The sequence below is a fragment of the Neptunomonas qingdaonensis genome (genome assembly GCF_900113275.1).
GTDB lineage: Bacteria > Pseudomonadota > Gammaproteobacteria > Pseudomonadales > Balneatricaceae > Neptunomonas > Neptunomonas qingdaonensis.
Map to the genome: position 1 here is coordinate 290,216 of NZ_FOOU01000001.1, position 19,835 is coordinate 310,050.

The following is a 19,835-nucleotide window of genomic DNA, read 5'->3' on the forward strand; positions in this document are numbered from 1 at the left end:
TATGATTCCTATTCGTACAGTATTTACGTCTGAACAGGTGCAACAGATACGACTGCATTTGGATCAGGCGGATTGGCAATCCGGTGAGTTAACAGCAGGGCAGCAGGCTCGTAGTGTTAAGCATAATCAGCAACTGCCTCCGGACGGCGCAATCACTCAGCAGGTCGGTGATCTGATTCTGGATGCGCTGGCGCGACATCCTGTATTTATTTCGGCTGCTTTACCTCAAAAAATATTACCGCCGTTGTTTAACCGTTACAGCGAAGGAGAGACTTACGGTTTGCATGTGGATAATGCGATTCGGGTTGTTCCAGGAACCTCGATCCGATTGCGTACTGATCTTTCAGCGACGTTATTTTTAAGCGATCCCGATGAGTACGAGGGAGGTGATTTACAGATACAAGATCATTTCGGCTCGCAGCGTGTGAAATTAGCGGCAGGCGATATGATTCTATATCCATCAACAAGTGTGCACCAGGTTATGCCAGTGACTGCTGGAAGCCGGGTGTGTGCGGTTTTCTGGATACAGAGCATGGTACGCAGTCATGAGCAACGTAGCGCGCTGTTTGATCTGGACCAAAGTGTCCAGTCGCTTACTTCACTGCATGGCCATGAGCATCAAGATGTGACGCGGCTGTCTGGTGTGTACCAAAATTTAATTCGCCAATGGGCGGACGCATAACCTGGGAATGGCATCTGTATGACTGATAACGTTTTACCCCCATTGACGACTATTCCTGCGGATTTAGTCAGTGTTGCAGATTATGAACGCTATGCGAAACACCACATATCGCCGGCCGTTTTTGAATATATTCAGGGTGGCGGGGCAGATGAAATTACATTGAAACGTAATCGTCGTGCGCTGGATGATCTGATGATTTTGCCACGTATCTTGCAGGATTGTACTGCTGGAGGCACGCATACAACCTTGCTGGGAGAGGCGTTTCGTCATCCGTTTATGCTGGCTCCGGTCGCTTTTCATAAGCTGGTTCATCCTAAAGGAGAGCTGGCCATGGCGCAGGCCGCCAGTGTTTTAGAAACCGGCATGATTGTCAGCACACTGGCATCGGAGCCGATTGAGGCAATTGCTGCCGAACTGGATTCACCCAAGTGGTTTCAACTCTATTTTCAACACAGTCGTGACTTTACCCTGGCCTTGGTGAAACGTGCTGAAACTGCAGGCTACACAGCGCTGGTCATTACGGTGGATGCGCCACTTCATGGCATCAGAAATCGCGCACAACGTGCAGGGTTTCAGTTGCCGGAGGGAGTAGAGGCTGTGAATCTGAAAAAACGACCTCCATTGCCTTCACAGCAGTTTGAAGCGAGTGAAAGTATCGTTTTTCAGGGAATGATGAGTGAAGCACCCGTGTGGGAGGATATTCGCTGGTTGAAGCAACGCACATCACTGCCGATTGTACTCAAAGGTGTGTTGAATCCTGCGGATGCTTTATATGCGGCTGATATGGGCATGGCAGGCGTTATTGTCTCGAATCATGGTGGGCGTACGTTGGACTGCTTACCGTCGGCGATAGAGATGTTGCCATTAGTGCGCCAGGCCGTTGGCAAAGATTTCCCATTGCTGATGGATGGTGGCATTCAACGTGGCACGGATGCTTTTAAGGCATTGGCGTTAGGTGCTGATGCGCTCTTGATAGGACGTCCTCAGTTGTATGCGTTGGCTGTGGCTGGCGCGCTGGGTGTAGCGCATATGCTCAGGGTATTACGTGAAGAACTGGAAGTGACAATGTCGTTAGCCGGAACACCGACGATCAAGGATATTTCAAGCAAAGCTCTGTTTTAGCGTATTTTGCTGACGCTTGATTGTATGTATGTACTGTTGCTTCAGGACCGTTTAAGGGGCGGCGAATAAGCTGCAGATGCCTTTTTTGTGCTATGCAGCAATGTGTTTAAATTAGCTAATAATGAATTTATAGATATAAATACCTATAACAAATTCTCTGGAAAGGTGTTTTGTTTTCTGAAAATTAATAAAAATAAGGCTATTCCCGTAATACTTTAGTCAAAATTCAATACTAAAGTATCCGCTGTAGGTGTCGATTGTTGCATCGCAAAAGCATAACGTAGCAAGGTTTTAATAGCTCTATATCATCCGGAATAACTAGTAGGGGTTGTTTGGGGATGATGAGCCAAAATCTTACTAGGTGAAATGTATGGCGCTAATACAAAGACCTCATGGTGAAGAGCACCCGTTTTGGGGGTTTGGACCATTTAAAATTCGTTTACCCATTGTTCATTACCGCATTGAGATGCCTGAGGTTATTCAGGGGTTAGTGATGTTCGTGGTGGGACTGGCAATGATCCCGCTGCTGGAAAGATATTTAGGTATGCCTTATGAGGCGGCTTTGGCGTTCACTTTCGTTGCAGGGGTGGGATACATTTTACCTTCCTTGCTCGGTGTGCCGTTAGTCCCGGGTTGGATTACCGCGGCAATACCGGTTGTCCTGCTTTACCTGAACGGCTTTGAGCCAGGGCCGGAGGCTATTAAAGCCTTGTTTGCGCTACAGATTGAAGTAACGCTGATCTTTCTTATTCTTGGGGTTACTGGCTGGGGCTCTAAACTGGTTGATGTTATTCCTAACTCGTTGAAATCAGGAATAATCATTGGTGCGGGTATTGCGGCACTGATGGGTGAATTAAAAGTAGGCGGACGTATTGATGCAACGCCGTACTCACTGATCTTCGGCTCTATTATCTCTGCTTATGTTCTGTTTTCACTGTCGTTTAAGAATGTAGTGGACAGTAACCCACTGGCTAAAAAAATTGCTAACTTCGGTATGGTGCCGGGGATGTTAATTGCGATGGTGATTGGTTGGGGGGTAGGGGAGTACCCAATGCCAGAAGTTGAATGGGGCATTACTAATCCAAACTTTTCACTGATGTGGGATTATCTGGTCTTTTCTACAGGTTTCCCTGATTGGGATGTCTATCTGCTAGCGATTCCAACAGCGATTATTGCTTATGTTATTGCGTTCGGTGACATCATTGTTGGCTTTACACTGGTTGAGCGTATTGACCATCTGCGTGACGATGAGAAAATTGAAAGTAGTGTAGACCGTGTCCATTTGGTGACTGCTTTGCGTAACGGTATGCATGCGTTTCTGGCTCCGTGGCCAGGCTTGGCTGGCCCTCTGTGGACAGCAGCACATGCTACAGTGGCCGAGCGCTATGCGATGGGTCGTAAGGCGATGGACTCTATCTACAGTGGCGGTGGTACATTCTGGATTACTGGTTTAGTCGCACTGTTTTTGTTGCCGTTGGTTACCTTGTTTAAGCCGGTACTTCCTATTGCGCTTTCACTCACGCTCGTATTGACTGCTTATATTTGCATCATGGTGGGTATGGAGCAGCTAAAAAATTCAGCTGAACGCGGTGTAGCGGGTATTGTTGCGGTAACGTTAGCCATGCCTGATCCGAAATCAACGGTATTTGCCGTAGCTATCGGACTGGTACTTTATTTCTTGATTGAGCGTCCTCGTTTGTTGGGTAAACATGATCCTGCAGATGAAATTATTTTTGCTGATCCGGTAGAAAGTGAGCCAGCAGCTCCTCAGACGGAAAAGGTTAAGTAATATAGATTGTTAGTTAAAGTAAAAGGCCTGGAATTTTCCAGGCCTTTTGTTGTGTGGCAGTATTAGCCTGTAGGCTGTGTTTTACTGCTATCAGCTTTGTTACCTTTATTTATCACCGTGTTTATAGCCGTGCTTTTTGCCATGCCCTTCACCATGACGTTCGCGCATGTCTTCAAACTTGCTCAGCTGTTCTGCTGTTAAAATCTTACTCAGCTCAGCTTTCATGCTGACTTTCTGATCCACTTTTTTAACAGCAAGATCTGCAGCTATACGTTTCGCCTCAGCTAGACTTTTATCGTAATCCGCAGCATTGGGGTCAAGATTGCGCGTTGCTTGATGGAAATTCTGCATCTCAGTGCGCATTGTCTGGTGCTGTTCTTGTTTGTCATTAAACAATTTTTTCATCGCCACTTGCTGTTCGTCACTGAGTTCGAGTCGCTTTGACATACGCTCGACCATGCGTTCAGCCCGGTCTCCTTTATCTGACTTATGCATTCGGTCTTCATGACCGTGACCGTGTCCGCGATCACATTTTTCATTATCGTCATTATTATGCATGCTGGCAAAAGCCGCTGCGCCTGCAAGTAAGATAGGGGCTGTGATCATTGCAATAGTTAACTTTTTCATCATGTATCTCCGGTGTTTGATTTGATGAAGCTATTCTGCACTTTATGACCGCAAAGTTGGGTTGAGTGGTTGTAAAGTTAGGTAAAGACTTATCCGGTCGCGTTTATCAACGCTACAATATAGGCGTTGATAATGTTGGGTGTAGACCATGAATGAAAATCATATCTTGTTAGTCGATGATGATCAGGAGTTAACAGAACTGTTATCTGATTATCTTGAAGCTGAGGGTGTAAAAGTCAGTGTCGAAAATAGCGCTAAAGCGGCGTTAGTTCGTTTGCAGAGTGATGAATCTTTCGACCTGGCTGTTTTCGATATTATGATGCCAGAGATGTCTGGGTTGGAGTTGTTGCAGCAGTTGCGACCTCGTCTTCAATTGCCGGTGATTATGCTCACGGGTCGTGGTGGTGATATTGATCGTATTCTGGGGCTTGAAATGGGCGCAGATGATTATCTTGCAAAGCCTTGCAATCCGCGGGAATTATTAGCCAGAATTCGGGCTGTTTTGCGACGAGCACAGCAACGTCCGGAACCCGATGCTGTTCAGCTTTTAACGTGTTGGGGTGTTGCGCTTGATCCGTCGACACGTGAGGTTTCTTTTGGGTCGCATTCTATTGATCTTACCAGTGCAGAGTTCAACGTCTTATATCAGTTTATGCAGCACCCGGGAGAAATTCTCAGTAAATCCAAGTTGACTGAAACTGTATTGCATCGCTCATTAACGGCTTATGATCGGGCGATTGATGTGCATGTCAGCCGTGTAAGGCAAAAATTGGCTCCGTTTATAGGAGAGAAAGAGTTGATTAAAACGATACGCGGAGAAGGCTATCTGTTCGTGCGAGATAATCAATGAAGTGGTTTAACAGGCTGTTCTGGAAAATATTTCTGGCATTCTGGCTGGCTAGTTTGAGTGTCATAATTGTCACGGTGCTGGTGGTCGGAGAGCTGGCTGAGCGGGATAGTGTGCGTCAAGTATTTGAGTATCGGGCGCGCGAGCAAGCTCAGAAAATTATCGTGTGGTATGAAACAGGCAATATTCGTTTACCTTATACGCCTCGTAAAAGTCGGGAAAAAAAACACGATAATGATGATCATCGCTCGTCGAAGAGATCTTCCAGATGGCTTTCGATGAACATTTACGATGCTGAAGGAATGTTGATATTTGGCAAGCAAGCAGAGCAACAGTCCGATCGTGTCATCACTCTTGATCTTGAGTCTTCGTCAGGGAAAAATTACGTCGCTAAAGTAAATCTTGAGCCTGCTACTAACCATTTTGCGAGATTGCAGGCATTTTTGTTTTCAGTTCAGGCGATATTAGTGCTGATTGCATCAACGTTAGCCAGTATTTTGTTGACCATTATTGTCGTAAGGCCGGTGAATCGTCTTCGGGAATACGTGGAGCAATTTCACGGTGGGCAGTTTAATCTCAGAATTGAACCCGGATTGCTTAAACGCGGGGATGAAATTGGAGCGTTAGCGCGAGAATTCCAGCAAATGGCGGTGTATGTTGACCGTACTATGCAGGGGCAGCAGCGGTTATTGCAGGATGTTTCGCATGAGTTACGCGCGCCGTTGGCAAGGTTGCAGGTGGCGACGGGTTTAGCTGAGCAAAAGCTGGGTAGCGAGAGTAAAATTACACAGCGTATCAACCTGGAATGTGAGCGCTTAAGCAGGCTGATTGACGAAATGCTGACCTTGGCCAGATTAGATAATATTGAGGCGCAAGAGAGCCGTTTTGATGTGGCAAATGTCGTGGATGAGGCATTAGGTGATATCAGCTTTTCGCAGCCGGATAGAAAAATCACTGTGCTTAATAAGCTGTCATCGCCAGGTTACTGCCAGGGGAATTCAGAGTTGCTGATGCGTGCACTGAGTAATGTGTTCGGTAATATCCTCAAACATACCAACGCTGATTGCGCGGTCGATGTTGTATTAGCGCCATCCGATAAAAAATGTATGAGTATAACGATTCGGGATTATGGCGAAGGAGTGAGCGAGGAAGCGTTAGCTTCGCTGTTTGAGCCTTTTTATCGACACAATAATAATGCGAATAGCTTCGGGCTTGGGCTGAGTATTGCGAAAAGAGCCGTGGAGCGATTACATGGCAGTATTCAGGCTAAGAATATGGATGAGGGCTTCGCTGTGATTCTTCAGTTGCCTTTAGCGCCTGCTGATCGGTGATATTCCAGGCATTGAGCCAGATATGAGATATTAAAAAGCACCTTCTGGAAAGCTCGTAAATGAAGTGCTTTCCAGAAGGTGCTTTTTGAGAGAACGTGGTGAGAATTACAGCGCGTCGGGGCCGCTTTCGCCAGTACGGATACGAATAACTTGTTCCAGTGGCAGGACAAAAATTTTGCCGTCACCGATCTTGCCAGTGTTAGCTGTTTTGCTAATCGCTTCGATGACCTGATCAAGCATATCGTCGTCGATAGCGACTTCAATTTTTACTTTTGGAAGAAAATCGACAACGTATTCGGCACCGCGATAGAGTTCGGTATGGCCTTTCTGACGGCCAAAACCTTTAACTTCAGTAACCGTTACGCCCTGAATGCCAATATCAGACAATGCTTCACGTACGTCGTCTAATTTAAAGGGCTTGATTACTGCGCTAACAAGTTTCATAGATGTCTCCTTTTAATGTCGAATATAGTCATCGACTGTCGAGCATACTTAAATAATATGCCGCCAGTATACTCATATTTATCAAATAGCGCATTGCTTCAACACAAATTCAGAAAGGGTGCCGAAGCACCCTTTTTAATATATACGATATTAATTTGTAACCTTATTTTCCGGTAGATTTGAACTCTGGGTAAGCTTCCATGCCGCACTCAGCAATATCAGCACCTTCGTACTCTTCCTCTTCGCTGATGCGTAAACCCATGACCGCTTTGAGGATAAACCAGACAACTAAGCTTGCGCAGAATACCCAACCAAAGATAGAGACAATACCTAACAACTGAGCTCCGAAGGTTGCATCTGCATTGTTGAATGGTACAACCAACAGTCCCCAGATACCGACAACACCGTGTACTGAGATCGCACCGACTGGATCATCAATACGTATTTTATCGAGTGTCAGGATTGAGAAGACCACTAATACACCACCAATCGCACCAATGATGGTAGAACTAACGGCAGTAGGTGATAAAGGATCTGCAGTGATAGCTACCAGTCCAGCCAGTGCACCGTTAAGTGCCATGGTTAAATCAGCCTTTTTGAACAGCAGGCGGGCAAAAATAAGTGCGGCGATACAACCACCGGCGGCGGCAGCGTTAGTATTAACAAACACCTGAGCAACCGAATTAGCGTCTTCAACAGTTGATAATTTTAGTTGTGATCCGCCGTTAAAACCGAACCAGCCTAACCACAGTACAAATGTACCCAGAGTGGCGAGTGGCAGGTTAGCACCAGGGATTGCGTTGATAGATCCGTTTTTACCGTACTTGCCTTTACGGGCACCTAGTACCAGTACGCCAGCGAGTGCCGCAGAAGCACCTGCCATGTGGACGATACCCGATCCTGCAAAGTCAGAGAATCCTGCTTCGCTGAGGAAACCGCCGCCCCATGTCCAGTAACCTTCTACTGGGTAGATGAAGCCTGTCATCACTACAGCAAAAGCCAGGAAAGCCCAAAGTTTCATACGCTCTGCAACGGCACCCGATACAATAGACATCGCTGTTGCGACAAAGACTACCTGGAAAAAGAAGTCTGAACGTGAAGAGTAGTAGGGGGCGTCATCACCACCCGCCAGGACGGCATCAACACCGTTCTCATCACCAATCAGAGCGCCAATGTTAGGCAAGATTCCGCCAGCATCAGAGCTGTACATGATGAAGTAACCGCATATCAGATACATCGTACAAGCGATGGCATACAGGGCAATATTCTTGGTAAGGATTTCAGTGGTGTTTTTTGCGCGAACCAGTCCGGCTTCGAGCATGGCAAACCCTGCCGCCATCCACATAACCAAAGCACCGCATATAAGAAAGTAGAAGGTATCTACTGCGTATTTTAGCTGGGCCAGATCGCCCGCTGTACTATTTAATAACTCTTCCATTACATCTGCCCTCCGTCAGGCTCGATACTTAATTCGATTTACAGTGCGTCTTTACCAGACTCACCCGTACGAATACGTACAACTTGCTCCAGTGGCATGACAAAAATCTTACCGTCACCAATTTTCCCCGTCTGAGCAGCCTGGCTTATAGCGTCAACAACCTGGTCAACCATCTCTTCTGAAATGGCTGCGTCTATACGCACTTTGGGTAAAAAATCGACGACGTATTCTGCGCCTCGATACAGTTCGGTATGGCCTTTTTGGCGGCCGAAACCTTTAACTTCGGTAACGGTGATACCCTGTACACCGATCTCGGAAAGTGCTTCGCGTACATCATCCAGTTTAAATGGCTTGATAATCGCCGAAATGAGTTTCATTGGGTCTCTCCCTATAGTTATCTGTGATCTCACCGGCCGTTGTCGGGTCCGGTGACTCGTAACGGTTAGCGTGTCTATTGCGAAACTTGTGCCTTCTTTTTGAAAATTGATTAAAAACAAGGGTTTGGTTGTATTTTTTGGTAATTTTCTTGTTTTTTGGGGGGATATTAGAGAGCAGTGTCTGCGCTTTTACTGTGCATGCTCTATTTTGGTGCGTCGCGTGTCAGTGGATATCTGAAAAGTTGCAAAGCAATAATAGAAGGAAAAGGATTCTGCCGTTATAGTGACGTTAAATTGTTAAAACGTAAGAGAGGAAAAAAATGAATGAGAAGCTTATAGAAGGTTTGTCTGCACAGTTTTCACAGATGATGAATACATTCAGTAGCGGTACAGAGTTACCGGGGCAGCAGCAGGTACGCGTATTTCTGCAGTCTGCGTTAAGCAAGATGGACCTGGTAACGCGTGATGAGTTTGATGCGCAGGCCGCTGTTCTGATGCGCACAAGAGAAAAAGTAGAGCAGATGGAAAAGCTGCTGGCTGACCTTGAAAGCCGTTTAGATGCAGCGGCCACTGAGAATTCTGATAAGGAATAAGATAAGAAGTAGCATACAAAATAAGGACGAAATAAGGACATGTGCGCTATCAAGAGGCACGCAGTAAAAGCGGTTGTTGTTTAAGGGTATCGATAATGAGATGTCACCTTGCCTGGATAGACTTAGCTGGTAAGTATATTAATTGTACGCAAGAGTATGCTGCATTGTGCGGGCAGTCGGTCGAGTCAATGACTGGCTTGTACGTAAATGAACTTCATTCTTGTCAGAGTCTTCCGCTATTAGACTCTGCGTTTTCAGCGGCAAGAAAGGATGGGCAGACAGACCTGCTATTGGCTTTATTTGATGCGCACACGCTTTATGATTGTCGACTTTTGTGGATGGAGGTGGCGCAGCATTTTGTGTTGTATATCGAGCGCGCTGTAAAGCAGCCTTTGCTGTATGAGCAGCTGCTCAGTGCAACCAATGATACCCCCGTGCCTCTTTTTAAAGTGGCGCTGAATGCTCAAATTTCCAGTGCCATAAAGTCAGGTAAGCAGGTGGCCTTACTGAAACTGGGGCTGGAGCGGTTTCAATGGATTCAGGATTCGCTCGGTGAGGTTGCCAGTGAGGTGATTGTAGAAGAGGTCGCGAGCCGGTTACTCTCAACGCTGAGAGAGGGCGATATACTTTTCAGGGTGAATGATGATGCTTTTGTTATTCAGTTATCCCACCTGGATGAGGCGGAATCAGCGGTGAGTATTGCGCATCGTCTTATTCAACAGCTGTCCTACGGTATCCGTATCGATCAGCGGGAATTACATCTGACAGCGTCAGTGGGGGTTGCTTTAGCGCCGCTGCAAGCCAGTGATGCTGCCGGGTTACTCGGTGCCGCCAGTCAGGCATTGAATGCCTTACAAAACTCAGAAACGAGTGGCGTTCGCTTGTATGATCCGCTGAGGCAGCGCAAAGCGATGAGCTTGAATGATCTGGTGCAGTTGATTGAACCCGATTATCACAGTATTGAACTCGCCTACCGGCCCGTTTACGGTGCACGCAGTCACCGGATTGAAGCCGCCCAATTGGTGCCTTTATTGCGAGGGGTGCCCTGTGTGGGTGATGAAGAACATCTACTCACTCAGCTGTTAGAGGGCGGCGATAGCGGTTGGCACACTTATCTCAGTTGGATTTTTAATCAGCTGGAAGCGCCATTGCAGCAATTGTCGCAACACAAAGGCTTTCAGGGTGTGGTGGTTCGCATCCCGCCTTATGTATTGGAGTTGCCGTCCTTCATGGAGTTCATGACCACACGTCTGACGTTATCTGAATGTGTGCGTAACAACGTATTACTGGAAGTGGGTGCGATCGAAACACGTGATCATGAAGGTGTTTTATTTGATCTGGAAGCATTAGGCTTTGGCATTGTGTTGGGTGGATTAACTGACTATTTGCCGCCAATGCAACAGTTGAAAGAGCTGGAGCCGCGATTGCTGAAGCTGGATGCAGCGCTGGTTCAGGCGATGGAAACCGATGTGAAGCAGCGCTATCAGCTGGAAAAATTAGCGGATATGGCAGCAGATCTTGGGATTTCGTTAGCGGCGGATGGTGTACAGTCTGCCGGGCAACGTATGCAGTTGTCGCATCAGGGGGTTGAGTATATGCAGGGCGATTACTTCGGCAGCTTACTCAGCGTTGATCTATTATTTGAACAACTGCTGTTAGAAAATATCTGATTTTTATATTTTTTTATTTATAGTGTTTGATTATCCAGGGAAGGATGTATGTCACTTGCGATTGTTCACACCCGCGCGCAGCTTGGCGTAGCGGCTCCCTCAGTTACTGTTGAAATTCACCTGTCAGCAGGCTTGCCTGCCTTAATGCTGGTCGGGTTGCCTGAAGCGGCGGTGCGCGAAAGTAAAGAGCGGGTGCGAAGCGCGATTATCAATTCCGGTTTCGAGTTCCCACAAAGACGTATCACCATTAATCTGGCGCCTGCTGACCTGCCGAAAGAGGGAGGTCGATACGACCTTGCTATCGCGGTCGGTATCTTAGTAGCCTCTAATCAGTTGCCTGCAAAATTACTGGATAATATTGAGTTATTAGGCGAGCTGGCCTTGTCAGGTGAATTGCGCAGCATTACCGGTGTTTTGCCGGCGGCGGTGGCATGTAAAAAGCAGCGCCGTGCGTTGTGGATACCGACAAAAAATTGTTCGGAGGCTGCACTGGTACGCGAGTTAGATATACGTGTGGCAGACCACTTGTTGGATGTTTGTGCCGCACTAGCAGGTAAAAAAGAGCTGCAAAATGCTGAGCAAGAATCGCCACCGCTGACATTGCCTGTCTGTGTAAATGATCTGTCTGACGTGAAAGGACAAATTAAAGCGAAGCGCGCATTAGAGATAGCGGCGGCGGGTGGGCATAATTTGCTGATGAATGGCGTTCCTGGTAGTGGCAAAAGCATGTTGGCGGCGCGATTACCCGGATTACTGCCTTCGTTAATTGAAGAAGAGCGCCTGGAAACAGCCGCGATCTATTCGGTTGCAGGCTTGCCGGTTGATGATATTTGCCGGGGAACGCGTCCGTTTAGAGCGCCTCATCATACGGCGTCTGCTGCGGCGCTGGTGGGTGGGGGGAGTCATCCCCGGCCCGGTGAAATATCCTTGGCACATCATGGAGTTCTCTTCCTTGATGAACTACCCGAATTTTCGCGCAAAGTTTTAGAGGTGCTGCGTGAGCCTCTGGAAACCGGCTCGATACTGATATCGCGTGCGGCACGTCAAACGGAGTTTCCTGCGAGTTTCCAGTTGATTGCCGCAATGAACCCATGTCCTTGCGGTTATGCCGGTGACAGCTCAGGAAAGTGCCGTTGTACGCCGGATCAGGTACGGCGTTACCAAGAGAAGTTGTCGGGCCCATTACTCGATCGTATTGATCTGTTCGTTACTGTGGCTGCACTGCCGGCTGAAACATTGTTGCGGTTGGATAACTCAAAGGCAGAAAGCAGTGCGGATGTATCCGGCAGAGTTTCGGCTGCATTGCAGTTACAGTATCAGCGGCAGTCTTGCCGCAATAATGTATTGGCTGCGCAGTCGCTGGATGCTATTTGCCAGTTAACCGATCAAAACAGACAGCTCTTAGCGACGGCGGCGACACGTTTTGGTTTGTCTGCCAGGGCTTGTCATCGTGTCATGAAGGTCGCGCGTACCATTGCTGATTTGAACGCCAATGAAAAGGTTGAAAGTGCTGACCTGATGGAAGCATTAGGTTTTCGCCAAGGCCTGGCTAATCAGCCCTCAGTATTTTCATAAAATCAGTGAGTGGAACAGGAGGGCTGAAAAAGAATCCCTGCACCTGATCACAATTGTTTTGAATGAGGAAATCCAGCTGGGACCTGGTCTCTACGCCTTCTGCAATAACCCCCATGTTGAGGTTGTGAGCGAGATTGATAATGGCGCGGACAATTTCTGTATCATCCGAACTACTCGGGATTTTGGAGACAAAAGAGCGATCAATTTTGAGGGCATTAATAGGCAGCTTTTGCAGCAGCGCAAAAGAGGAATAGCCTGTGCCAAAATCATCCAGTGAAAAATCGATGCCAATCTTACTCAGCTCTCCGATACTTTGTTGAACATGCAGGTCATCACTCAGCAGGGCTGATTCGGTTAACTCAAATTCCAATATGCGGGTATCAATTTTCTCTGAATCAATAATGCGATGAATAGTTTGTGCAAGGTGATCATCCTGAAACTGTCGAAATGACAGGTTAACGCCTACTTTTTGCAGATCGAAACCGGCGTTTTTGATCAGAGCCAGGTCGCGGCCGGACTGATAGATCGCCCAGAATCCCATGGGAACAATTTGTCCGGTTTGTTCGGAAACCGGAATGAAATCATCTGGCAGAATCAAGCCGTGCAGAGGGTGATTCCAGCGCATTAATGCTTCGGCGCCGACAATTTTTCCTGTGCGTAAGTCGATGCGTGGTTGGTAATACAGCTCAAACTGTCCCTTTTTCAGTGCAGTCCAGATGTCAGATTCAAGTAGGCCTTCATAAGAAGGCGCTCTGTCTTTACCGGGTTCGTAGATGGAATAACTAAAGCCATGTATACGTTTTGCGCGGCTTCTTGCCTGGTTGGCCTGATTAGTCAGGCTGTCGCTGTTGAGTCCGTTTTCAGGTGCAAAGGTTACGCCGATACTAATGCCGAGAATATTTTCTTGCTCAGAAACCGTAAAACTGGCAAATAAAGAAGTCGCCATTTTTTCCAGTAGACGATGGGTTTCGGCGTGTATTAAGTCTGTGGATGCGGCTGTGACGATGAGGAAAAACTCATCGCCTCCGGTTCTGAATACGGGGTAATGTCGTGCACAACGTAGCAAACGATCCCTGAGATCTAAAAGTAGCTGATCTCCTGCGGCCACTCCCATGCGCTGATTAAAGGCTTTAAAGTTATCGATATCCACGCTGATCAGCGCGAGTGCTCCATCATGTTTTACGATCTGATTCAGCTGGTGTTGTAGTGCTTGATAAAAACTGGTGCGGTTTTTCAGCGATGTGAGTAGATCGTCGGCTTGTAGAGCAGAAATTTCAGATGTTTGGCTGTGGATCAGTGTAAGCAGCCGGATGCTACGGGATAATGTACCGTCACTTACATCGCTCTGCGACAGATAATCAGAGAAAGCGACTGCGAGCAGCTTATTGCCATTCTCCTGAGAGATCTCTTTATGAATAATAACGACCGGAGTTGAGCTCGGATAGAGTAGTGGCGCATATTGATCTAATGAGTTGAGTACATCATCGGGCGCGGAATCGATCATGATGATCTGAGGCCGGAATTGTTCTGTTTGAACGAATAGTTCGTTTAGGCTATCAACAAAGAACAGTTCAAAATTATTCGGGGTCAGTTTTGATGCCAATAGGCCCCTCATCGTTGAGTGTGGCGATAAAATAAGGATTTTAATAGGCATTTTTCTGGGATACCGCATCGTTGTTTTTTATCGGTATATCAATTCAAAATAATGGTAAGGAGCTGACCGCATCATATGTTTAGTTTGTATATAATGGGACAACCGACGCCAGAAGCTAACTGTAACATGAAGCTGATGCATATCAAACAAGTGTTTAAATTGGGCTTGCGTTACTTGATGAGTAATATAATGATTAAATATCAATTGTTTAGTGGCTTTAGAAAGGTATGAGTAAATTAAATCCACGACAAAATGAAGCGGTGAAATATATCAGTGGCCCTTTGCTGGTACTGGCCGGTGCCGGCTCTGGAAAAACCAGCGTTATCACGCGAAAAATAGCCTATCTGGTGGAAAGCTGCGGTATTGAATCCAAACACATTGCTGCGGTTACTTTCACTAATAAAGCATCACGAGAGATGAAAGAACGTGTCGGCCAGATCTTACAAGGTAAAGCCAAAGGACTAACCGTCTCGACTTTTCATAACCTTGGGATGAATATTATACGTCGTGAGCATAAACGCCTCGGTCTGAAGTCTGGTTTTTCTCTGTTTGATGATCAGGACAGTAAAGCCCTGATTAAAGATCTGATGCTGCATCATGATGAAGATAGCGATCAGGTCGACTTTGTCCGGAATATGATCTCTAACTGGAAGAATGAGATGATCGGGCCTGAGACGGCAGAGTCCATTGCTGTCGGGCCTCAGGAGATACTGGCGGCCCGCGCCTATGAAGCCTATAACCGCCATCTGCGTGCCTATAATGCGGTTGACTTTGATGACCTGATTCAGGTGCCGGTGAAATTGTTTGATGAACATCCTGATGTACTGGAGCGCTGGCAAAACCGTATTCGCTACCTGCTGGTGGATGAGTATCAGGATACTAACCTCAGCCAATATCGCATGGTACGCCAGCTAGTCGGACATCGTGGCTCGTTGACCGTGGTGGGCGATGATGATCAGTCTATCTACGCATGGCGAGGCGCCCGGCCTGAGAACCTCGAACAGCTTCAGGTCGATTTCCCCAGCCTTAAAGTAGTCAAGCTGGAGCAGAATTACCGTTCAACCAGTCGCATTCTGAAAGCCGCTAACACCCTTATTCGCAATAACCCGCACGTGTTCGAGAAAACACTGTGGTGCGATATGGGGGTGGGTGACCCGATACGCGTTATCCACACGCGTAATGAAGATGCCGAGTGTGAGCGCATTGCTACTGAGATTCTCGATCAGCACCTGCGAAAACACACACCGTTTAAAGATTTTGCCATTCTCTACCGGGGCAATTATCAGGCGCGTTTATTAGAAGTCAAACTTCAGGCCTTTCAGGTGCCGTATAAGCTCTCCGGTGGTACATCTTTTTTTGCGCGAGCCGAAATAAAAGATCTGATGTGTTATCTCAAAGTGCTGGTTAACCGCGACAACGATAATGCATTTTTACGTATTATTAACCTGCCAAGGCGCGAGATCGGTCCAAGCACTCTGCAAAAGCTGGGTGAGTATGCCTCTGAGCGGCAAGTCAGCCTGTTTGATGCCTGTGATGAGATGGGGCTGGAGCAATCGTTACCGCCAGCTGCTGTAGAGAAGCTTCGTCAGTTCACCCGCTGGTTGCATGAGAAATATCGCCAGTGCTATGAATCCGATCCGATTCAGGCGATTAAAGATCTGGTCTATGAGATCGACTACGAGGGCTGGCTACGACAAAATGCGTCCAGCGACAAAGTAGCTGAAACGCGTATGAACAATGTATTTTTCCTGATTGATTCACTGAAAAATACACTAGAACGTTTGCAGGAGGATGATCCGGAAGCCGGTATCGAAGAAGCCATAGCGCGTTTGATTCTGCTTGACCTGCTGGATCGCCAGGAAGAGGAAGATGACTCCAACCGTGTTCAGCTGATGACGCTGCATGCCTCCAAGGGATTGGAGTTTCCCCATGTTTTTCTTATGGGAATGGAAGAGGAGATACTGCCTCATCGTAACAGTATTGAAAATGGCGATATAGAAGAGGAGCGACGTCTGGCTTACGTAGGCGTGACGCGGGCCAAGCAAACATTAACTATTACACTGGCGCGTCAACGGAAACAATTTGGTGAGCTGCTTGATTGCGCCCCCAGCCGCTTTTTAGATGAGCTTCCACAAGAAGATCTGGAAATCGAAGGAAACGGTGAAAAAAATCCTGAGGTTAATAAAGCGCGGGGACGCGCTACGCTGAACAGCTTACGTAATATGTTTGATGATCTATAAGTTAAAAAAGATGAAGCGACAAGGTTAACGCTAGACATTAAAAAGGCTGCACATGGCAGCCTTTTCGTTTCGGAAAGCGCTACTTATGGAGCACTGTCCATCATGTGCTGGATAGAAGCTTGCAGCTCGTCATCCGAACATGCTGCACAGGTACCACGTGGTGGCATCGCGTTAATACCGCTGATGGCTGTTTTCAGCAAGGCATCAATACCTTTAGCGCCACGGTCAGCCCATTCACTGGTGCCAAACTTAGGTGCGCCTGCAACACCAATAGAGTGACATGCCGCACAGCTGGCGTTGTAAACTTCTTCGCCCGAACGTGCTCCGCCTGCTGCAGCAACAGCAGTAGCACCGCCACAAGAGTCATCACCCTCTACACACACGTTGCCAAGCGGCTTGATGCGTTCAGCAATTTTATCATCAGAAGTGTTAGCACCAACCGAAGTTGATAGCGCAACGCTTAAACCCAGAATACTTAGAACAGAAGCAATTTTAGCAGTCAATTTCACAGTGGTGACCTCATTACGATTTCAGGTAGATGCTATGACAGCGGCATCATGAAAATTAATTTGATCAGAATTATACCCACAAAAAGACCTGACGAAAATGGGGTACCTCTGCACCTTATGGCTTATATCGTGCTTTAAGTGACTTTAATTATGGGCTTTTTCTGCTTTTATGCCGGGTATCAGTAGCAATCCTATCTTCGCGTCAAAAAAGAGGGCCGCTAAATACTTTATATAAAACACCACTCAAGCAACCTTAGTTCTTGGCAAATGAGCCATAGCCCCGTATTATTACGCCCTTGAAAACTTCTAGATATTGCGCTTGTAGCTCAGTTGGATAGAGTAGCAGGTTCCGATCCTGTTGGTCGGGGGTTCGACTCCCTCCAAGCGCGCCATTTCTACTCCTTAGTTTTACTTCTCTAAGTCTCTGTTTTTTCTGCGGAACATACTACCCCATCCACATGAGCTACGGCGCAATCCTCGTCATTTTCGAATGCGTAAATCGGTTTGGTCACAATCTGGTCACAGTGCCGCTGAATTGGTAGCCGGAGGAGTAGGGTTGTCTTTCTGAATTCACCCTTTCAATTGCTTTGTATGAACTGGATGGTTAACACATGAAACCCCTTATTATTGTTTTACTGGCGCTCTCTCTGCAGGGCTGTTTCTTAACAAAGGTTGTAACAGTGCCTATGCGTGTTGGCGGAGCGGTCATCTCTGTGGTGCCAGTGGTCGGTAATGTTGCTGATGCTGCAATCGACACGACGGCGGATGTTATTGATCTGGTGCCGTTGTAAGGTAGTTTGGTTTCTTGTTTATGTAATATAATGCGCCATCAATTAATAGAAGACTTGATAAACCGATATTAAAATTTTAGATGGATCTAAAATATGAAAGCCATACTCCTTTTCCTCTTCTTTGCATTACAGTGTTTCTCTACTGCGAAAGCTTCCCTGATTACTTATGAATTCAGCGGCCTGTTAACTTTCGCTGGATATTACGATTGCCAAACTTACTCAAGTGTCGGTGGTTGCAGCTCTTCAGTGAATAGCTACCCTAGCACCTCAGATTTTTTTAACGGTGAAGCGGTTTCATTAGGGGATCACTTTTCGGGTCAATTCACATACGACACATCTGCTAGTTACAGGCTGTCAAGTGATGGGTTTCAAGCTGTTTATTTGGATGCAATTACAAACTATCAGTTAAAAATTAATGGGCTTATCTTGCCTAGTTCATTACTCTCATTGTCTGGGAATGGAAGTTTATCAATTGTAGATGACAGAAATGGCGCTGATTTGTTTTTTCTTAACCAGTGGTTCACTAGTGCTGATTGGTTTGCGACTTCCTATATAAACTTACATGATGTAAGTGGGGTAATTTACAATGGTTTTGCTATACCTAATTCAGTTAACCTGAATGATTTTTCATACAACAGATTTCAGATAGGTTTTCTGCGGCGTTCGAATGGCGATCAGCTTCAACTACTGGGTAATGTAACTTATCTGGTAAGGGCAAGCGTACCTGAGCCTGGATCTCTATTATTATTTCTGACTTCTCTTTTTATTCTGTTGATTAGATCGGCAGGTATAAAGAAAAGATTCGTCGGTAGTCGGTGCATCGAAGCTACTGTAAATCAAAGAACGGTTTAGGGTAGGCTAAGTGCCGGTATAGCTGAATTCACTTGTACTTAGTAGGCATTGGGTTTGGCTATTGGTTTTGGTGCTCCTTCCGTTTAGTCACTTTTTATAAGATCTAGATATTTACATAAAGTACTTTTTTGCTCGTTCACGACACCTCAAGGATTGATTATGCCTGTCGTTCAGTTTACCTGTGGTTTTCTCTCCGGTTTATTCTTTTTAGCCATTAGTTTTTCTCTCTTATCGGGAGGGGGTGGATCATTTTCTGGAATGGTATTGCAAGTTCTACTTGCAGCTCTTGGTACTGGAGTCGGTGCTTTTGTTGCTTTTAGACTCCAACGTAGTTCAGCAAAGCAGGACGTGTTCAGGAAAGAGGTGATTCAGGGGAATCGCTTGCTATTTGCGCTGGGTTACCGAGTTATTGAGCTAGTTAATTGTAAGGATGCATCAATGATTAAAGACCATCGTGGTTACCCAAATTATGTAAGGTACAAGCCTTTAGTGCTCGTGCCTTTAAGATCTGATTTTTCTGACATAGTCATACCTGATCGCTTGATTGAGGGCGACCCGAACACAACTATCAATATTCAAGACATCGTTGCATGCCATCATACGTGTCTTGCCTTATTTGAAATACATAACAAAAATCACAAAAAGATACTTCAAGAGATGATGAGCAAGTTAAACGTAGGTGTCTATGGTAGTGCGAGCATGAAACTTGTTGATGTTCAACTACAAAAAGACTCTCCAAAAGATTATGCTGAACTAAAAGATATAGCTGATGACTTAAATCGCAATCTAAATAATGGCATATCTAATTCAATGAAGTACTTTAAGAAAATTCGTGAGTCGCTTAAATACGAATATCCTGAAGCAAAGTTTGTTGGTTTTGATTTCGAGGCTTTACTAAATGACAAGCAGCTCGATTTAAAAGAATAAAATTAAAAGAGGAGAAATTTGTAGCTCAGTATTAGTTGGCTTTGTGTGTTGCCCTTGCTACACAGTTACGCACATTTCCTGTGGGCAACTGAGTTGTTTTCGACGCAATGCGATGAATAATTGGCTGTGAATTAACAACCGGATTACGGCTAATATGACTAATTACGATACAAAGCGGGCCCTCATACAGATATTGAAAACTAAAGACTGTTTACAGACAGAAGATTTTCCAAATCATGATTTCGATGTTGTATCTTCTCTAGTCGAAGAAGGGCTAGAAGCAGGTGAATTCCTGAAAACCGGGCCAAAATGGTATATCAAAAACTACACAGCAGTAAGACCGAGAATGGCAAGGATTTACTCGATC

18 protein-coding genes and 1 tRNA gene are annotated in these 19,835 nt (G+C 46.2%); 13 read left to right on the top strand and 6 right to left on the bottom strand.

The genetic code is table 11. The features are described 5' to 3' along the window. Nucleotide 1 precedes the first annotated feature (1 nt). The 3 genes from BM099_RS01350 (at nucleotide 2) to BM099_RS01360 (ending at nucleotide 3,593) form a co-directional block, all read left to right on the top strand. Nucleotides 2-682 (top strand): Fe2+-dependent dioxygenase, encoded by a 681-nt coding sequence (locus tag BM099_RS01350; protein ID WP_090723390.1) that lies wholly within the window; start codon nucleotides 2-4, stop codon nucleotides 680-682. A gap of 18 nt (nucleotides 683-700) precedes the next feature. Further along, complete coding sequence (locus BM099_RS01355; RefSeq protein ID WP_090723392.1) at nucleotides 701-1,804, top strand: alpha-hydroxy acid oxidase; 1,104 nt, start codon at nucleotides 701-703, stop codon at nucleotides 1,802-1,804. Nucleotides 1,805-2,174: 370 nt separating this feature from the next. Next, complete coding sequence (locus BM099_RS01360; RefSeq protein ID WP_090723395.1) at nucleotides 2,175-3,593, top strand: solute carrier family 23 protein; 1,419 nt, start codon at nucleotides 2,175-2,177, stop codon at nucleotides 3,591-3,593. A 105-nt stretch (nucleotides 3,594-3,698) separates the two neighbouring features. Here BM099_RS01360 and BM099_RS01365 read toward each other — a convergent pair whose 3' ends face one another. Next, entirely contained in the window at nucleotides 3,699-4,220 is a 522-nt protein-coding gene (locus BM099_RS01365; RefSeq protein ID WP_090723398.1) for a Spy/CpxP family protein refolding chaperone, read from the bottom strand. 148 nt (nucleotides 4,221-4,368) lie between these two features. Here BM099_RS01365 and BM099_RS01370 point away from each other — a divergent pair, with 148 nt between their 5' ends. Both BM099_RS01370 and BM099_RS01375 read left to right on the top strand, forming a co-directional pair. Beyond that, entirely contained in the window at nucleotides 4,369-5,070 is a 702-nt protein-coding gene (locus BM099_RS01370) for a response regulator transcription factor (protein ID WP_090723399.1), read from the top strand. Continuing rightward, on the top strand, nucleotides 5,067-6,398 hold the full coding sequence (locus BM099_RS01375; protein ID WP_090723401.1) for an ATP-binding protein: 1,332 nt from the start codon (nucleotides 5,067-5,069) through the stop codon (nucleotides 6,396-6,398). The genes BM099_RS01370 and BM099_RS01375 overlap by 4 nt, the downstream gene beginning before the upstream one ends. A gap of 105 nt (nucleotides 6,399-6,503) precedes the next feature. Here BM099_RS01375 and glnK (BM099_RS01380) read toward each other — a convergent pair whose 3' ends face one another. The 3 genes from glnK (BM099_RS01380) to glnK (BM099_RS01390) all read right to left on the bottom strand — a co-directional run bounded on the left by glnK (BM099_RS01380) (nucleotide 6,504) and on the right by glnK (BM099_RS01390) (nucleotide 8,657). Next, a complete protein-coding gene (gene glnK, locus BM099_RS01380; protein ID WP_090723403.1) occupies nucleotides 6,504-6,842 on the bottom strand; it encodes a P-II family nitrogen regulator in 339 nt (112 codons plus the stop codon). 163 nt (nucleotides 6,843-7,005) lie between these two features. Then, nucleotides 7,006-8,280, bottom strand: coding sequence for an ammonium transporter (locus BM099_RS01385; protein ID WP_090723405.1), 1,275 nt, complete (start codon nucleotides 8,278-8,280; stop codon nucleotides 7,006-7,008). Between the two features lie 38 nt (nucleotides 8,281-8,318). After that, nucleotides 8,319-8,657: a P-II family nitrogen regulator gene (gene glnK / locus BM099_RS01390; protein ID WP_090723406.1), complete on the bottom strand. Its 339-nt coding sequence runs from the start codon at nucleotides 8,655-8,657 to the stop codon at nucleotides 8,319-8,321. Nucleotides 8,658-8,977: 320 nt separating this feature from the next. Between glnK (BM099_RS01390) and BM099_RS01395 the strand changes: the two genes are divergently transcribed. The 3 genes from BM099_RS01395 to BM099_RS01405 all read left to right on the top strand — a co-directional run bounded on the left by BM099_RS01395 (nucleotide 8,978) and on the right by BM099_RS01405 (nucleotide 12,495). Continuing rightward, nucleotides 8,978-9,250 (top strand): accessory factor UbiK family protein, encoded by a 273-nt coding sequence (locus tag BM099_RS01395; RefSeq protein WP_090723408.1) that lies wholly within the window; start codon nucleotides 8,978-8,980, stop codon nucleotides 9,248-9,250. A 95-nt stretch (nucleotides 9,251-9,345) separates the two neighbouring features. Further along, the gene (locus BM099_RS01400) at nucleotides 9,346-10,920 is read left to right on the top strand and encodes a diguanylate cyclase domain-containing protein (protein WP_090723411.1); all 1,575 of its coding nucleotides are present in this window, start codon (nucleotides 9,346-9,348) and stop codon (nucleotides 10,918-10,920) included. A gap of 48 nt (nucleotides 10,921-10,968) precedes the next feature. Continuing rightward, nucleotides 10,969-12,495 carry a YifB family Mg chelatase-like AAA ATPase gene (locus BM099_RS01405; RefSeq protein ID WP_090723413.1) on the top strand — a complete coding sequence of 509 codons (1,527 nt, stop codon included), beginning with the start codon at nucleotides 10,969-10,971 and terminating at the stop codon, nucleotides 12,493-12,495. Here BM099_RS01405 and BM099_RS01410 read toward each other — a convergent pair. Continuing rightward, a complete protein-coding gene (locus tag BM099_RS01410; protein ID WP_177201059.1) occupies nucleotides 12,470-14,098 on the bottom strand; it encodes a putative bifunctional diguanylate cyclase/phosphodiesterase in 1,629 nt (542 codons plus the stop codon). The genes BM099_RS01405 and BM099_RS01410 overlap by 26 nt on opposite strands. A gap of 278 nt (nucleotides 14,099-14,376) precedes the next feature. On the opposite strand from BM099_RS01410, the gene rep reads away from it, so the two are divergent. Then, entirely contained in the window at nucleotides 14,377-16,389 is a 2,013-nt protein-coding gene (rep, locus tag BM099_RS01415; protein WP_090723420.1) for a DNA helicase Rep, read from the top strand. 83 nt (nucleotides 16,390-16,472) lie between these two features. Here the strand turns inward: rep and BM099_RS01420 are convergent, their stop codons facing one another. Further along, nucleotides 16,473-16,898 carry a c-type cytochrome gene (locus tag BM099_RS01420; protein WP_415860135.1) on the bottom strand — a complete coding sequence of 142 codons (426 nt, stop codon included), beginning with the start codon at nucleotides 16,896-16,898 and terminating at the stop codon, nucleotides 16,473-16,475. 315 nt (nucleotides 16,899-17,213) lie between these two features. Here BM099_RS01420 and BM099_RS01425 point away from each other — a divergent pair. The 4 genes from BM099_RS01425 (at nucleotide 17,214) to BM099_RS01440 (ending at nucleotide 19,468) form a co-directional block, all read left to right on the top strand. Then, nucleotides 17,214-17,290 (top strand) — tRNA-Arg (locus BM099_RS01425). A 219-nt stretch (nucleotides 17,291-17,509) separates the two neighbouring features. Then, nucleotides 17,510-17,689, top strand: a complete 180-nt coding sequence (locus tag BM099_RS01430; protein WP_090723423.1) for a DUF6726 family protein — start codon at nucleotides 17,510-17,512, stop codon at nucleotides 17,687-17,689. A 93-nt stretch (nucleotides 17,690-17,782) separates the two neighbouring features. Continuing rightward, on the top strand, nucleotides 17,783-18,541 hold the full coding sequence (locus tag BM099_RS01435; protein WP_090723425.1) for a PEP-CTERM sorting domain-containing protein: 759 nt from the start codon (nucleotides 17,783-17,785) through the stop codon (nucleotides 18,539-18,541). 159 nt (nucleotides 18,542-18,700) lie between these two features. Continuing rightward, the gene (locus BM099_RS01440) at nucleotides 18,701-19,468 is read left to right on the top strand and encodes a hypothetical protein (RefSeq protein ID WP_090723428.1); all 768 of its coding nucleotides are present in this window, start codon (nucleotides 18,701-18,703) and stop codon (nucleotides 19,466-19,468) included. Nucleotides 19,469-19,835: the final 367 nt, after the last annotated feature.

Bases quoted from the DNA above. Each gene is read 5' to 3' on its own strand.
- BM099_RS01355 (WP_090723392.1), top strand. From the start codon at position 701: ATGACTGATAACGTTTTACCCCCATTGACGACTATTCCTGCGGATTTA.
- BM099_RS01395 (WP_090723408.1), top strand. From the start codon at position 8,978: ATGAATGAGAAGCTTATAGAAGGTTTGTCTGCACAGTTTTCACAGATG.
- BM099_RS01405 (WP_090723413.1), top strand. From the start codon at position 10,969: ATGTCACTTGCGATTGTTCACACCCGCGCGCAGCTTGGCGTAGCGGCT.
- BM099_RS01430 (WP_090723423.1), top strand. From the start codon at position 17,510: ATGAAACCCCTTATTATTGTTTTACTGGCGCTCTCTCTGCAGGGCTGT.
- BM099_RS01375 (WP_090723401.1), top strand. From the start codon at position 5,067: ATGAAGTGGTTTAACAGGCTGTTCTGGAAAATATTTCTGGCATTCTGG.
- BM099_RS01350 (WP_090723390.1), top strand. From the start codon at position 2: ATGATTCCTATTCGTACAGTATTTACGTCTGAACAGGTGCAACAGATA.
- rep (WP_090723420.1), top strand. From the start codon at position 14,377: ATGAGTAAATTAAATCCACGACAAAATGAAGCGGTGAAATATATCAGT.
- glnK (WP_090723403.1), bottom strand. From the start codon at position 6,842: ATGAAACTTGTTAGCGCAGTAATCAAGCCCTTTAAATTAGACGACGTA.
- BM099_RS01400 (WP_090723411.1), top strand. From the start codon at position 9,346: ATGAGATGTCACCTTGCCTGGATAGACTTAGCTGGTAAGTATATTAAT.
- BM099_RS01360 (WP_090723395.1), top strand. From the start codon at position 2,175: ATGGCGCTAATACAAAGACCTCATGGTGAAGAGCACCCGTTTTGGGGG.
- BM099_RS01385 (WP_090723405.1), bottom strand. From the start codon at position 8,280: ATGGAAGAGTTATTAAATAGTACAGCGGGCGATCTGGCCCAGCTAAAA.
- BM099_RS01365 (WP_090723398.1), bottom strand. From the start codon at position 4,220: ATGAAAAAGTTAACTATTGCAATGATCACAGCCCCTATCTTACTTGCA.
- glnK (WP_090723406.1), bottom strand. From the start codon at position 8,657: ATGAAACTCATTTCGGCGATTATCAAGCCATTTAAACTGGATGATGTA.
- BM099_RS01440 (WP_090723428.1), top strand. From the start codon at position 18,701: ATGCCTGTCGTTCAGTTTACCTGTGGTTTTCTCTCCGGTTTATTCTTT.
- BM099_RS01435 (WP_090723425.1), top strand. From the start codon at position 17,783: ATGAAAGCCATACTCCTTTTCCTCTTCTTTGCATTACAGTGTTTCTCT.
- BM099_RS01370 (WP_090723399.1), top strand. From the start codon at position 4,369: ATGAATGAAAATCATATCTTGTTAGTCGATGATGATCAGGAGTTAACA.